The organism is Pseudomonas sp. TCU-HL1, assembly GCF_001708505.1.
In the GTDB taxonomy this organism is placed as follows: Bacteria; Pseudomonadota; Gammaproteobacteria; order Pseudomonadales; family Pseudomonadaceae; genus Metapseudomonas.
The window spans coordinates 5,151,026-5,164,344 of the sequence record NZ_CP015992.1 but is presented as its reverse complement, the minus strand read 5'-3'; the positions used below and the strand labels follow the sequence as shown (position 1 = coordinate 5,164,344).

9 protein-coding genes are annotated in these 13,319 nt (G+C 64.6%); 6 read left to right on the top strand and 3 right to left on the bottom strand.

What is annotated here, in order from left to right; all coding sequences use genetic code 11:
• Nucleotides 1–126 precede the first annotated feature (126 nt).
• A complete protein-coding gene (locus THL1_RS23710; protein ID WP_069085529.1) occupies nt 127–963 on the bottom strand; it encodes a metal-dependent hydrolase in 837 nt (278 codons plus the stop codon).
• Between the two features lie 122 nt (nt 964–1,085).
• Between THL1_RS23710 and THL1_RS23705 the strand changes: the two genes are divergently transcribed.
• The 6 genes from THL1_RS23705 to THL1_RS23680 all read left to right on the top strand — a co-directional run bounded on the left by THL1_RS23705 (nt 1,086) and on the right by THL1_RS23680 (nt 10,075).
• Nucleotides 1,086–2,105, top strand: coding sequence for an AraC family transcriptional regulator (locus THL1_RS23705; RefSeq protein ID WP_069085528.1), 1,020 nt, complete (start codon nt 1,086–1,088; stop codon nt 2,103–2,105).
• Nucleotides 2,106–2,155: 50 nt separating this feature from the next.
• Complete coding sequence (locus tag THL1_RS23700; protein WP_069085527.1) at nt 2,156–2,797, top strand: MBL fold metallo-hydrolase; 642 nt, start codon at nt 2,156–2,158, stop codon at nt 2,795–2,797.
• 80 nt (nt 2,798–2,877) lie between these two features.
• Nucleotides 2,878–3,585 carry an OmpA family protein gene (locus THL1_RS23695; RefSeq protein ID WP_069085526.1) on the top strand — a complete coding sequence of 236 codons (708 nt, stop codon included), beginning with the start codon at nt 2,878–2,880 and terminating at the stop codon, nt 3,583–3,585.
• Nucleotides 3,586–3,778: 193 nt separating this feature from the next.
• Nucleotides 3,779–7,507, top strand: a complete 3,729-nt coding sequence (locus tag THL1_RS23690; RefSeq protein WP_069085525.1) for a response regulator — start codon at nt 3,779–3,781, stop codon at nt 7,505–7,507.
• Nucleotides 7,488–9,644, top strand: a complete 2,157-nt coding sequence (locus THL1_RS23685; protein WP_069085524.1) for a putative bifunctional diguanylate cyclase/phosphodiesterase — start codon at nt 7,488–7,490, stop codon at nt 9,642–9,644. The genes THL1_RS23690 and THL1_RS23685 overlap by 20 nt, the downstream gene beginning before the upstream one ends.
• Nucleotides 9,645–9,760: 116 nt before the next feature.
• Complete coding sequence (locus tag THL1_RS23680) at nt 9,761–10,075, top strand: EthD family reductase (protein WP_069085523.1); 315 nt, start codon at nt 9,761–9,763, stop codon at nt 10,073–10,075.
• A 44-nt stretch (nt 10,076–10,119) separates the two neighbouring features.
• Here the strand turns inward: THL1_RS23680 and THL1_RS23675 are convergent, their stop codons facing one another.
• Both THL1_RS23675 and pta read right to left on the bottom strand, forming a co-directional pair.
• Entirely contained in the window at nt 10,120–11,025 is a 906-nt protein-coding gene (locus tag THL1_RS23675; protein WP_069085522.1) for an acyltransferase, read from the bottom strand.
• A gap of 244 nt (nt 11,026–11,269) precedes the next feature.
• A complete protein-coding gene (gene pta / locus THL1_RS23670) occupies nt 11,270–13,303 on the bottom strand; it encodes a phosphate acetyltransferase (protein ID WP_069085521.1) in 2,034 nt (677 codons plus the stop codon).
• Between the last annotated feature and the right edge of the window lie 16 nt (nt 13,304–13,319).

Here is a 13,319-nt window from a genome sequence, read left to right as displayed (position 1 = left end):
AGGGTGCGCCGCGCGCACCGAGTCTCCTGCGCGGTTGCACCGGTGCGCACGGCGCACCCTACATGCGATTCGGATACTCAAATGGAAACGGCCCCGAAGGGCCGTTTTTTCTTATCCGGGCACTACTCAAGCCGCACCCGCCTGCGGCACGTCGAACTCTTCCCGCGTCTTGTACAGCAGGTCCAGGTTGTCGTGCTGCCAGGGGTGGAAGCCCTGCTTGAAGAAGTCCAGGTAGGTGCCGACCAGTGGGCGGAAGATGCCGTTGCGGCCCCACATCCAGCTCAGGCCGTCGCGCCAGACGCGCCAGTTCCACAGCAGGCCGTCGCGCTTGAGCATGTGGGCCAGGCCACGGGTGGTGTCGAGGACGAAGAAGAAGGTGCCCATCATCATTGCCCGGCGCAGCAGGCGATGGCTGCCGCAGACCTGGTTGTAGACATCGAAGGCCACGGCCTTGTGCTCGGTTTCCTCCAGCGCATGCCAGCGCCACAGTCGGGCCATGGTCGGGTGAGCGCCGGCCATGTACTCGGGGTTCTTCAACAGGCCGTCGGCCATGATCGCGGTGATGTGCTCCAGGGCGGCGGTGGCGGCCAGTTGGCGACGGGCGGAGAACGTCTTCTGCGTGTAGCGGATGCGCGCCTGGGCACGGCGTTCGATGGCGGCGATGTCGTAGCCGAGCTCGCGAAGGCGGTTGCTGTATTCCAGGTGCTCGCGGCTGTGGTGGCCTTCCTGGCCGATGAAGCCGCGGATCTGTTCTTTCAGGACCGGGTCATCGATCTGGTCGCGGAACTGGCGCACCGAGTCGATGAAGAAGCGCTCGCCATCCGGGAAGAGCACCGACATCGCGTCGAACAGGTGGCTCTTGAAGGCGTCACCGCTGTGCCAGTGGCGGGGCAGCGGGCTGGGCAGATCGAAATCCATGTGGCGCGGACGGATAACCAATCCTTCGGGGGTGGTGCTGGCCATGGGGTCTCCTTGAGTCTGTTTGGACCATGGTCCCACTATCGGCTTGCCGGGTTTTGTCGGACAAGGTTATCTTCTGCCAACCTTCGGGTCATATCCGGCCACAACCAGAACAAGACGCCAATATGAAGCAACCATTGACCTTCTCCGCCGAACTGGTGCCCGTCGCCTATGCCGAGGCCCTGCTGGGCCTGGCTGAAGAGTTGGGTGTGACGCGCGCGGTGTTGCTGACCGCCGCACGGGTCAGGCCGGAAATGCTGGGCAATCCCAACGGCCGGTTGTCTTTCCTCGACTTCAACCAGTTGGCGGGTGCGGCGTTGCTGCACTGCCGCGAACCCGCCCTGGGCCTGATCCTCGGCCAGCGCCTGAACGTCTCCACCCACGGCATCCTCGGCTACGCGGTGCTTTCCAGCGCCAACCTGGGCCGCGCCCTGCAGTTCGCCATGAAGTACTACCGGGTGCTGGGCCTGGCCTACGAACTGGAATTGGTGGAGCTGGACGACTCCCTGCAATTGCGCGCCACCGAGTCCTTCCCCATGGGACCGCTCGGACGTTTTGCCGGCGAGGGGCTGCTGGCCAGCTTCTTCAGCATCGCCCGCTTTCTGGTGGGGGAGGAGCTGCGCGGCCAGCAAGTGGGCTTCGCCCACCCGGCGCCCGACTATTCCGGCCGCTACGCGGACGTATTTGGCGTGGCGGCGCAGTTCGAGCAGGCCTGCCATTGGCTGAGCCTGCCCAAGGGCTACCTGGAACGGCCGATGGCCCTGGCCAATCCGGCCACGGTGCAGATGTGCGAGCAGCAATGCGAGGCGTTGCTGGCCAGCCTGGATGTGCAGGACGCGCTGCTGACCCGCGTGCGCCGCCTGCTGTTGGCTCGCCCCGGCGACTTTCCCGACCTCGACGGCGCCGCCCGCGCCCTGCACACCAGTGGGCGCAGCCTGCGCCGGCACCTGTCGGCCATGGGCACCAGTTATCAACAGGTACTGGACGAAGTGCGCAAGGGCCTGGCCCTGCAATACCTCAGCACTACCCACCTGCCGCTGTTCGAAATCGCCAACCTGCTGGGCTTCAGCGATCCCTCCAATTTCCGCCGCGCCTTCCGCAAATGGACGGGCAGGCTGCCGAGCGATTATCGTGCCGAGCCGTGAAGCCCATTCCCCGCGCGCCGCAGAGCGCACCGCCGTACCGGAGATGCCCGATGACCCAGCCCACCACCCTGATCCGCGAAACCTTCCCTGTCGGCCCGTTGCAGTGCAACTGCACGCTGATCGGCGATCCGGTCAGCAAGAAGGCTATAGTCGTAGACCCGGGCGGCAACCATGAGCTGATCCTGGCGCGCCTGGAAGCGCACGGCCTGAAGCTGGTCAGCATCATTCACACCCATGCTCACCTGGATCACTTCCTCGCGTCCGGCGAGTTGAAGAAGGCCACCGGCGCGACCCTGCACCTGCACAAGGAAGACCAGTTCCTCTGGGACAACCTGGAGATGCAGTGCCGCATGTTCGGCGTGCCCTACAAGCCGGTGCCCGCACCCGACCAGTGGCTGGCCGATGACGAGGAGCTGGCCTGTGGCTGTGGCGTTGCCCTGCATACACCCGGTCACACACCGGGCTCCATGAGTTTCTGGTTCCCCGAGGCCAAGCTGCTGATCGCCGGCGATACCCTGTTCCGTCGTGGCATCGGCCGTACCGACCTCTGGGGTGGCGACTACAGCACCATCGAACGCTCTATCAAGCAGCGCCTTTACAGCCTTGACGAGGAGGCCACCGTGGTCACCGGCCACGGTCCGAATACCCGCCTGGGTGACGAGATGCGTGAAAATCCGTTTGTGCGGGCCTGATCCACGGAATTTCTCTGCATCCAGATGCTCTAATGGCCCGCAGCCATATCGGCTTTGAGAATTCTCAGGAGTAAAAGTCCATGTTCACCCCGCGTCGCCTGATCATCGCCGCCACCGCTTTCGCCATGTTGTCTGGCTGTGCCGCGCAGAATCCCTACAATCAACAGGGTGAAGTCCAGGCTCCCGCCGAGGGCGGCATGAGCAAGACCGCCAAGTACGGTGCCCTGGGCGCCCTGGCTGGTGCCGTAGCGGGCGCTGCGATCAATCACGACAACCGTGGCAAGGGTGCGCTGATCGGTGCCGCCGTGGCGGGCGCTGCCAGTGCTGGCTACGGCTACTACGTCGACAAGCAGGAAGCGGAGCTGCGTCGCAGCATGGAAGGCACCGGCGTGCAGGTACAGCGCCAGGGCGACAACATCAACCTGATCATGCCGGGCAACATCACCTTTGCTACCAACTCGGCGGATATCGCCAGCAACTTCTACACCCCGCTGAACAACCTGGCGACCTCGTTCAAGCAGTACGACCAGAACAACATCGAGGTGGTCGGCCACACCGACAGCACCGGTAGCCACCAATACAACATGAACCTGTCGCAACTGCGTGCACAGAGCGTGGCCAACTACCTGATGGCCCAGGGCGTCAATGGTGCCCGCGTGACTTCCCGTGGTATGGGCCCGGACCTGCCGGTGGCCAGCAACGCCAATGAGGCGGGCCGCTCGCAGAACCGCCGCGTGGAGATCAAACTGACCCCCATCCCCGGCGCCCAGGCTCCGCAGCAGTACTGAGTTCCACTCTCCCCGAAAGGGCCCGCAGCAGCGGGCCTTTTCGTTCCTGCCGCTCGTCGCTCGACTACTGGCTCAACGCCAGTTCCCACTTTCCTGTCTAGACTGCGTTGCAGGGCTCCGCTGAGCCCGGCCTGAACCGTTTGCCCGCGCACCCAGCGACGCGGCGACGGCCATGGAAAGGACAGGAGACTGCATGGACGATCGTCAATCCCCCCCATCCCCCAAGTACCTGCTGCCATTGCTGGTAACCCTGATCCTGATGCTGGTTCTCGGGGGCCTGGTGCTCTGGCAATGGTTAGCTCTGGAAGCACGCAACCGTACCGAGTACGAGCAGCGCTTCAAGAACGAGGCGGAGGAAATTGCCCAGCGCGTCGGCATCCGGATGCGCGCCTACGAGATGGTCCTTCGGGGCATGTCCGGCCTGATGGTCGGCAGCGCCGCCGTGTCGGCCGAGGGGTGGGCGCGGGCCACTGACCAATTGCAGTTGCAGGACCGCTATCCGGGTATCCAGGCACTGGCCTGGGCGCGTTACCTGAAGCACAAGGAACTCAGCGATTTCGTCGGTGAGATCTGGGACCAGGGGCGTCGCGAGTTCCGCATATTCCCTTCGGAGCCTAGGGACGAGTATCTGGTGGTGCAGTACAGCAGCCCCATGGACTGGCGCAACCGCCGCACCCTGGGCTTCGACATGCTCACCGAGGCGGTGCGCCGGGAGGCTATCAATCTCGCCTGGGAGACCGGCGAGGCCATCCTCACCGGGCCGGTCAAGCTCAGGCAGGAAACCGATCAGCAAGTGCAGAGCGGCCTGCTGCTCTACATGCCGGTGTACCGCCCGGACGCGCCCAGCAGCACCGTCGAGGAGCGCCGCGCGGCACTGGTCGGCATGGTCTGTGGCGCCTTTCGCGTGAACGACCTGATGGACGGCATCCTGGGGACCCAGAGCAGCCTCTACAGCATCGACCTGAAGGACCTCGGCAGCCCAGGCATGCCCCTGTTGGCGCAGGCCGGTGGCGACCGCCAGCCACGTTTCCACCAGGTCCAGGAACTGCAGCTGTTTGGCCGCACATGGGCCCTGGGCGTAGGCAGCACCGCAAAGTACGAGACCATGCTGGGCAACAACCGAATCGCCTTCAGCCTCTGGACCGGCCTGGCGGCCGCAGGGCTGCTCTCGCTGTTGGTGGGCGGCTACCTCTACCAGCGTGAGCGACAATTGCAACTCAGTCTGTCTTCCTCCATCGAGCTTGCCGAGCGTGAGGAACGCTTCCGCCTGCTGCTGCAGCACCTGCCGGTGGCTACGCTTATCTGTGATGCCCAAGGGCGGATCGAAATGGCCAATGCCAGTGCCGGCGACTTGTTGGCCTGCAACACCGAATTTCTGCTGGGGCAGCGCTTGCAGCGCTACCTGCCGAATATGGCGGCCCTGGAGTCGAGTGAAGTTGACCAGGCGCCCACCCAGTTGACCGAGGTCGAAGCGCAGCAGGAGGGGGGAGAGCGAATCCCGGTAGCGCTGACCCTGAGCAGCCTGAACCTTGGCGTGAACCAGCGTTACCTGATCAACCTGGTGGACCTGCAGGCGCGCAAGAGCGCTGAAGAGCGCTTCCGCCTGGTGGTGGAGGCTTCGCCCAACGCCATTGTCCTGGTGGATTCCCTTGGGCGGATCTCGATGGTCAACCGACAGACCGAACAGCTGTTCGGCTATGGCCGTCTGGAAATGCTCGAATCTCCCGTGGAGATGTTGCTGCCAGAAGCCTTGCGTGAGGCCCATATACACCTGCGCGAGGGCTTCATGCGCAAGCCTGAGCAGCGGCGCATGGGCAGCAACCGCGAACTGTTCGGCCAGCATCGGGACGGCCGCATGATTCCCCTTGAAGTGGGGTTGTCGCCGATCCGCGTCGGCCGTGAGGTGCTGGTGCAGGCGGTGATCATCGACATCAGCGAGCGCCGCGCCGCGGAGCAGCGCCTGCGCGACCAGGCCGAGCAACTGATGCTAGCCAACCGTTACAAGTCCGAATTCCTCGCCAACATGTCCCACGAGTTGCGCACGCCGCTCAACAGCATCCTGATCCTCAGCGATCAGCTGCGTCAGAACATGGTTGGCAACCTCACCGAGAAGCAGACCCGCCATGCCGACATCGTCCACCGCGCCGGCAACGACCTGCTGCAATTGATCAACGACGTGCTCGACCTGGCCAAGGTGGAAGCGGGGCGGATGCAGCTCAAGCTGGAGCCGCTCAACGTCCAGGACATGTTCGCCGAGCTGGATGCCAGCCTGCGTCCCATGGCAGAGATCAAGGGGCTGCGCCTGTCCACCCACGTCCAGGCCGGCGTACCGCGGGTTATACACAGCGACCGTGTGCGCCTGCACCAGATCCTGCGCAATCTGCTGTCGAATGCCCTCAAGTTCACCGAACAGGGCGAGGTAGAGCTGTCCGTCGAGCTGGACCCCGCGGCTGTTACCGACGAGCGCGAAGTCCTGCGTTTCGCGGTCCGCGACACGGGGATCGGCATTCCCGAAGACCAGCACGACCGCATCTTCCAGGCCTTCCAGCAGATCGACGGCTCCACCAGCCGCCGCTTCGGCGGCACCGGACTAGGGCTGGCCATCACTCGCCAGCTGGTGCTGGCCCTGGATGGCGACATCCGCCTGGAAAGCGTGCCGGGGCGCGGCTCGCGCTTCATCGTCCAGTTGCCGGTGGCGGTGGCCGCCAGCCAGCCGAAGGACGACGAGGAGCCCCAGCAGCCGGTGCGCAGCGGGCAGGGGCCGTCCGTGCTGATCGTCGAAGATGACATCAATTTCGCCTCGGTGATCGCCGAGGAAGCTCAGGCACACGGCTTTTCCGCGGTCCACTGTCGAAGCGGCAAACAGGCCATTGCCCTGCTGCAGAGCGAGCGTTTCGCGGCCGTCATCCTCGACATCCTGCTGCCTGACATCAGCGGCTGGCAGATCTACCGCAGGCTGCGCAGCCACGCCAACCACCGCAATACGCCGGTGAATATCCTTTCCTGCGTGCCGCAGCCGCAGGACTGGAACGAGGACGAGACGCGCTACCTGGTCAAGCCCATCGCCCGCGAAGACCTGGAGCAGGTCTTCCAGGACCTTGAAGGCGGCCAGCCACCCGAGGAACGCAAGCTGCTGCTGGTCGAGGATGTGGAGGTAGAGCGCGAGCACTACCGCGAGCACTTGCAGCAACTGGGCTTCAACGTGGTGGCCAGTGCCAGCGGAGAGGGCGCGCGCAAGGCCTATGCGGAGAACGACTTTTCCGCCCTGGTGATTGACCTCGACCTGCCTGACCAGGACGGTTTCGAGCTGCTCGACAGCCTTGACCGCGAGCGCCCGCTGGATGGCTCGCGGGTCGTCATCAATACCGGAGTCGACGTCAACCAGCAGAACCTGCAGCGGCTGCGCCGCTACTCGGCGGTCGTGGTGCGCAAGGCCGGTGAAGACCTCGACAATCTCAGCTCAGCGGTGCAGGGCTTCCTCGCCGCCGTGCGCCAGCCGGGGGCCGGCCCGGCAGCGGACCCGCTGGAGGGCTGCCGTGTGCTACTGGTGGACGACGATGTGCGCAACATCTACGCGCTCAGTGCGTTGCTCGATGAAGTGGGCCTGAAAGTCACCGCCGCGAGCGATGGCCTGGAAGCCATCAACTGCTTCCAGCGCGAACCCTTCGACCTGATCCTGATGGACATGGCCATGCCCAATATGGACGGCTACACCGCCACCCGCGTGCTCAAGCAGGAGCATGGCTGTGGTATCCCGATCATTGCCCTGACCGCCCATGCGATGAAGGGCGACCGGGAGAAATGCATAACCGCCGGCGCCGACGACTACCTGGCTAAGCCGGTCAGTCGCCAGGAACTGCTGGACATGCTCTACCGCTGGATGGAACAACCAGGAGGTCGCCATGGCGCGCCTGCAGCGTAAGGAAGACCCTGTGGCGAACATCTTGCTGGTGGTGGACGACCGTCCGGAAAACCTTGCAGCCATGGAGGCCCTGCTGGACGACGGCGAGTGGCAGGTGCGCACCGTGGACTCTGGCGAGGCCGCGCTGAAATGCCTGCTGGAGGAAGAGGTGGGCCTGGTGCTGCTGGACGTGCAGATGCCGCGCATGGACGGCTTCGAAGTGGCGCGACTGATGCGTAGCAGCCCCCTGACCCGTTACACGCCGATTATCTTCATCTCGGCCATCGCCCATACCCAGGACGCCGTGCTGCGGGGTTACACCTCTGGCGCAGTGGATTTCATCCTCAAACCCTTCGACCCGCAGGTGCTGCGCCACAAGGTGCAATCCCTGCTGGCCCACGAGCGCAACCGGCGCGATCTGCTGCAACTGAGCCAGCAGCTCGACAGCGCCCGGGCATTCAACGCATCGGTGCTGGAGAATGCAGCTGAAGGCATCCTGGTGGTTGGCGAAGACGGCATCATCAACTTCGCCAACCCGGCCATGGCGCAGATGCTGCAGGGCTCGGTGGGCAATCTGGAAGGCCAGCCGCTGCTGAACCTGATCGCTTACCCGGAGGTGGGTGGCGAGTGGAAAAGCTCGGACTTTTATCGCCACTGGAGGCAGAACGAGACCTATCGCTTGCACGACGCCAGCCTCAAGACCCTAGGCGGCGAGCGCCTGCCGGTGGCGCTGTCATCCTCGCCTCTACCCCGGTTGCAACGCTCCATGGTGGTCATTGCCCTGGACATGTCAGCGGTGCGCCAACTGCATGCCCAACTGGAGTCCCAGGCCATCACCGACGCCTTGACCGGGCTGCTCAACCGCCGTGGTTTCCACCAGGCGCTGGAGGCTTCCCTGGCGCGTATCGAGCGTAATGGCAAGCGTATGGCAGTGCTCTATCTGGACCTGGATGGCTTCAAGCTGATCAACGACTCCCTCGGCCATGAGGCGGGCGACCGCGTATTGCGGCGGGTGGCGGAGCAATTGAAGAACTGCTTACGGCCCTACGACATCCTCGCGCGCATGGGCGGTGACGAATTCACCGCGCTGCTCGATACCCTCGATCATCCCGAGGACGCCGCGCGGGTGGCGGAGAAACTGATCGAACTGGTCTCGGTGCGCCATCACATCGAAGGCATCGACGTTACCCTTGGCGCCAGTGTCGGCATCGCCTGTTTCCCCGAGTGCGGGCAGAGCGTGGATGGCCTCCTGCGTGCGGCAGACATCGCCATGTACGAGGCCAAACGAGCCGGTCGCCAGCAATACCGCTTCTACTCGCCGGAGATGAACGGCCGCGCCCGATCCCGGTTGATGCTGGAGGAAAGCCTGCGCAATGCCATCGAGCAGAACGACTTCCACCTGGTCTACCAGCCGCAGATTCACCTGGAAACCGGTCGTCTGCGTGGCTTCGAGGCACTGTTGCGCTGGGAACACCGGGTGGCCGGTACCGTGGCGCCAAATGTGTTCATCCCTTTGCTGGAAGAAACCCGTCTGATCAACCGCCTGGGCGACTGGGTCCTGCGCGAGGGCGCCAGCCAGTGCTGTGCCTGGAGGCCGCTGTTTGGTGACGATCTGGTGGTCAGCTTGAACGTCAGCCCGGTGCAGTTCGGCATGCCGCAACTGGTGGACGACCTGCGGCGGGTGCTGAGCGAATTCAGTCTGCGGCCCGAGCAACTGGAGGTGGAAGTCACCGAAAGCGCGTTGATGCAGGACCTCGAATTGACCCGCGAACAGCTTCGGCAACTGCGCGCGCTGGGCGTACGCATCGCCATCGACGACTTCGGCACCGGTTATTCGTCCCTGGCCTATCTGCGGCATTTCGAACTGGACACGCTGAAGATCGACCGCCTGTTCATCTCCAACATGCTGGAGTCGCGGCGCGACGCCGCGGTGGTCAGCACCATCATCGACCTCAGCCGCCACCTGGGCCTGGAGGTGATCGCCGAGGGCGTGGAAACCCTGGCCCAGCGAGATTGGCTGCTGGAGCATGGCTGTGCCTACATGCAGGGCTTCCTGGTGGCGCCGGGCCTGCCCGTGGCCAAGGCCGAGGCCTTTCCACGGGGGGTGGACTGGAACACGCTGCGCGAGGGCTCCGGCAGCCTCACGCCGTCCCCCTGAGGCGGAGAGAGATCAGGGTGTGCGGGCCATCACGCACACCCGAATTCACGGGCCTACACTTCATGTGTCGGGGCATTCGGGATCAGGCCCCCGGCACATCGCGATAAGGAGGCTCCATGTACTGCTTTGTTGTGGCGTACCCCAACGCGCCGGGCGCCAAGTTCGATTTCACCTACTACTGCGAGGAACATATCCCGCTCCTGACCCGCCTGATCGGCGAAAACCTGGTGAAGGTCGAAGTGCGCAGGGGCCTGGCCGCAGCGGATGGCGCCGTGGCGCCGTTTATCTGCATGGCCAACCTATGGGTACTGTCAATGGAGGAACTGCGTAGCACGCTGGAACTGAACGGCGACGAGATCAGCGCCGATATCCCCAATTACACCAACCTGGCGCCATTGCTCCAGGTGGATGAGGTGCTACAGACGGCCTAGGAAAAAGCAAAAACCCGCCGTTCGGCGGGTTTTTCGTATCCGGCTCAGGCCGCCGGGAATTGCTGGTGCAGCCGGGCGAGCTGGGCGTCCTTGACTTCCCACAGGTGATTCACCCATTGCTGGAACGCCAGGCGGTACTGCTCGTCCTGGTCGTAGTTCTTGCCGATGAACTCCTGGGGAATGTCCAGCTTTTCGATACGCACCACCACCTGGCGCAGCCGGCCGGCCAGCAGGGTCCAGAAGCTTGGGTTGCCATCCGGGTAGTGGATGGTGACGTTGACCAGCGAGTGCAATTGCTCGCCCATGGCGTCCAGCACGAAGGCGATGCCGCCGGCCCTGGGTTTGAGCAGGTACTGGAAGGGCGAGCCCTGTTCGTCGTGCTTGGCGCGGGTGAAACGGGTGCCTTCGAGGAAGTTGAAGATGCCGACCGGATTGTCGCGGAACTTGTCGCAGGTGCGGCGGGTGGTTTCCAGGTCCTTGCCCTTCTTCTCGGGATGCTTGGCCAGGTAGGCCTTGGAGTAGCGCTTCATGAAGGGGAAATCCAGCGCCCACCAGCACAGGCCGATCACCGGGACCCAGATCAGCTCCTGCTTGAGGAAGAAGCGCAGCAGGCGGATGCGGCGATTGAACAGATGCTGCAGGACCAGAATGTCCACCCAGCTCTGATGGTTGCTGGTGACCAGGTAGCTGTGCTGGTAATCCAGGCCGGCCAGGCCGTCGACGTTCCAGCGGGTGTCACGCACCAGGCGCATCCACAGTTTGTTGCAGCTGATCCAGCCCTCGGCGACGAAGCTGGCGGCCCAGTTCAGCGCGTGTTTGGCGGCACGGAAGGGCAGCAGCAGTTTAAGCAGGGTGACGGCGAACAGCGGAATGCACCAGAACAGGGTGTTGAGTGTCAGCAACAACGCCGCCAGGGCACCGAGCAGGGGAGAGGGGATAAAGCTGAGCATGAAGGGGATGGCGCCTCGCCGTGGGGTGGTCAAGGCCACCTTGAAATGGATTGGGCCCGCTGCATTCCCTGGCGGCGGGCAGAATGATGGCAAAGGTTAACGGTTGTTCACTGGACTGCAAGCGCGAAGGGTGACCGGACGGTCGAGGGGCGCGCCTGCTGGCGTCTGCTCTTGTGGGAGCGAATTCATTCGCGATCGGCCATTTCGCGAATGAATTCGCTCCCACATCGGCCGGCAGGGAGCCTCAGCCTTCCGCCCCGCACGCCGCCTGGATCGCCGTCAGGGCGATGGTGTGGATGATGTCGTCGACCACGGTGTTGCGTGGCAGGTCGTTCACCGGTTTGCGCAAACCTTGCAGCACGAGGCCGGCGCTGGTCACGTGGCTGCTTTGCTGCACGGCCTTGTAGGCGGCATCCCCGCTGGCGAGGTCGGGGAACACGAAGACCGTGGTGCGGCCGTCTTTTGCGCTGGCGTAGGGCAGGGGGCCTTCGATGGGCAGGTCGGGGCGTACGCCATGGGCCTGGCGAATGGCTTCGCGGACCTTGGCCAGCTCCGCTTCATCGCTCGAATCACTGATCAGCGCCACACGCGGCACTATGCCCAGGGCTTCGGCGGAGTCGGCACTCTGCAGGGCGATTTCCGCCAGGTCGCTGGCGTCCGGTTCGGGGTTGACCGCGCAGTCGCCGTACACCACGACCTGCTCAGGCATCAGCATCAGATAGACCGAGGACGCAATGCGGTATCCAGGGGCTGATTTGATCAGCTGTAGCGCCGGGCGAATGGTGTTGGCGGTGGGGTGGATGGCACCGGACACCAGGCCGTCGACTTCGTCGAGCGCCAGCATCATGGTGCCGAGCAGGACGTTGTCTTCCAGCTGCGCGGCGGCCATGGGGGCGTTCAGGCTCTTGTTCTGGCGCAGCTCCACCATGGGCTGCACATAACGTTCGCGCACCCGGTCCGGGTCGAGGATTTCCAGACCCTCGGGCAGTTCGATGCCCTGGGCGCGAGCCACCGCATGCACGTCTTCGGGTTTGGCCAGCAGCACGCAATGGGCAATACCCCGTGCCTGGCAGGCGGCGGCGGCCTGCACCGTGCGGGGCTCGGCGCCTTCGGGCAGGACGATGCGCTTGCCGGCCAGTTGCGCCTGCTGGATCAGCCGATGGCGGAAGGCGGGCGGCGACAGGCGCTGGTTGGCGCTGGGGGCGCCGCAACGGGCGCGCAGCCAGTCGAGATCGAGGTTGCGGGCGACGAACTCGGTGACCTTCTCCGCGCGCTCGCGGTCGTCCACCGGGATTTCCTTGTTCATGCGGTTGAGGTTGGTGGCCGTGTCGTAGGTCCCGGTGGCGACGCCCAGCACCGGCAGGCCACCTTGCAGGGCGCCACGGCAGAGCTCCAGGGTGCGCGGATCGGGCTGAATGTCACTGGACAGCAGCAGGCCGGCCAGGGGCACGCCGTTCATGGAGGCCAGGCTGGCGGCGAGGATGATGTCGTCGCGATCGCCCGGCGTCACTACCAGCACGCCCGGTTTGAGCTGTTGCACGGTATTGGGCACGGTGCGCGCGCAGACCACGATCTTCTGCACCCGGCGCTGGTCGAAGTCGCCAGCGTTGATCACCTGGGCTTGCAGCAGGTCGGCGACGTCGCGGGTGCGCGGCGCATTCAGCTCGTCCAGCCAGGGCACGCTGCCAAGCAGGCGGAAATCGTTGCCACGCAGCAGGGGCGACTGGTCCTTGAGACGACGAACGAAGTCCTGCTCACGGACCTTGTTGAGGATCACCCCGAGCACCTTCGGATCGCGCGGCCCGCCGAACTGCTGGGCCTGGATCTCCAGGCGGTCGGACAGTTCGGACAGGCTCTCGTCTTCCGGCGCCGACACCAGGATCACGTCGGCATCCAGGCTCTTGGCCAGGTGGAAGTTGATGCGGGCTGCATAGCTGGCGTGGCGGGTCGGCACCATGCCTTCGACTATGACCACGTCCTTGCCCTGGGCCGCGTGCTGGAAGAGGCCGGTGATCTCCTCCAGCAGCTCGTCCAGCTGGCCGTCGGCGAGCATCCGTTCCACCTGGGACTGTGCCAGTGGAACGGGTGGCGTCAGGCCATGGGTACGGGCCACCAGTTCGGTGGAGCGTTCCGGGCCGAGGTCACCGGGATGGGGCTGGGCCACGGGCTTGAGGAAGCCGACTTGCAGGCCCGCCAGTTCAAGGGCGCGCACCAGGCCGAGGCTGGTGGAGGTAAGGCCGACGCCGAAGCCGGTCGGGGCGATGAAGAAACAGTGCATGGGGCTCCTTGGCAAA

Bases quoted from the DNA above. Each gene is read 5' to 3' on its own strand.
- THL1_RS23680 (WP_069085523.1), top strand. From the start codon at position 9,761: ATGTACTGCTTTGTTGTGGCGTACCCCAACGCGCCGGGCGCCAAGTTC.
- THL1_RS23685 (WP_069085524.1), top strand. From the start codon at position 7,488: ATGGCGCGCCTGCAGCGTAAGGAAGACCCTGTGGCGAACATCTTGCTG.
- THL1_RS23710 (WP_069085529.1), bottom strand. From the start codon at position 963: ATGGCCAGCACCACCCCCGAAGGATTGGTTATCCGTCCGCGCCACATG.
- THL1_RS23695 (WP_069085526.1), top strand. From the start codon at position 2,878: ATGTTCACCCCGCGTCGCCTGATCATCGCCGCCACCGCTTTCGCCATG.
- pta (WP_069085521.1), bottom strand. From the start codon at position 13,303: ATGCACTGTTTCTTCATCGCCCCGACCGGCTTCGGCGTCGGCCTTACC.
- THL1_RS23675 (WP_069085522.1), bottom strand. From the start codon at position 11,025: ATGCTCAGCTTTATCCCCTCTCCCCTGCTCGGTGCCCTGGCGGCGTTG.
- THL1_RS23700 (WP_069085527.1), top strand. From the start codon at position 2,156: ATGACCCAGCCCACCACCCTGATCCGCGAAACCTTCCCTGTCGGCCCG.
- THL1_RS23705 (WP_069085528.1), top strand. From the start codon at position 1,086: ATGAAGCAACCATTGACCTTCTCCGCCGAACTGGTGCCCGTCGCCTAT.
- THL1_RS23690 (WP_069085525.1), top strand. From the start codon at position 3,779: ATGGACGATCGTCAATCCCCCCCATCCCCCAAGTACCTGCTGCCATTG.